Source organism: Campylobacter suis, from assembly GCF_905120475.1.
Taxonomy (GTDB): Bacteria; Campylobacterota; Campylobacteria; order Campylobacterales; family Campylobacteraceae; genus Campylobacter_A; species Campylobacter_A suis.
The window spans coordinates 1-511 of the sequence record NZ_CAJHOE010000016.1; the positions used below are offsets into that span (position 1 = coordinate 1).

General features: G+C 35.0%; 1 protein-coding gene. It reads left to right on the top strand.

Annotation, left to right across the window (positions count from 1 at the left end):
• Positions 1-511: methyl-accepting chemotaxis protein (locus tag LQV35_RS09075; RefSeq protein ID WP_230057555.1), on the top strand; the 511-nt coding region annotated here is incomplete at both ends.

Sequence of the window (511 nt, forward strand, 5' to 3'; positions counted from 1 at the left end):
CTTCAACAAAAAGCTCAAATCCTAGCTGATTCTATGAAACAAGTAACAGATGGAGCAAACTCTCAAGCAAATAGCTTACAAGAAAGTGCAGCAGCAGTTGAAGAGATGAGTTCATCTATGAGTGCTATTAATCAAAAGACACAAGATGTTATAAGACAATCTGAAGAGATTAAAAACATCATTGTTATCATTAGAGATATAGCAGATCAAACAAACCTACTAGCACTAAATGCTGCTATAGAAGCAGCACGTGCAGGTGAACATGGTAGAGGATTTGCTGTTGTTGCTGATGAAGTTAGAAAACTAGCTGAAAGAACTCAAAAATCTCTTGGTGAGATAGAAGCAAATACTAATGTCTTAGCTCAATCAATCAATGAGATGAGTGAAAGCATAAGAGAACAAAGTGAAGCTATCAATATGATAAATCAAGGTGTAAGTGAAGTTGATCACTTAACTAAACAAAATGTTCAAATAGCTAGAACAACTAATCAAGTAACTGCTGAGGTTGATG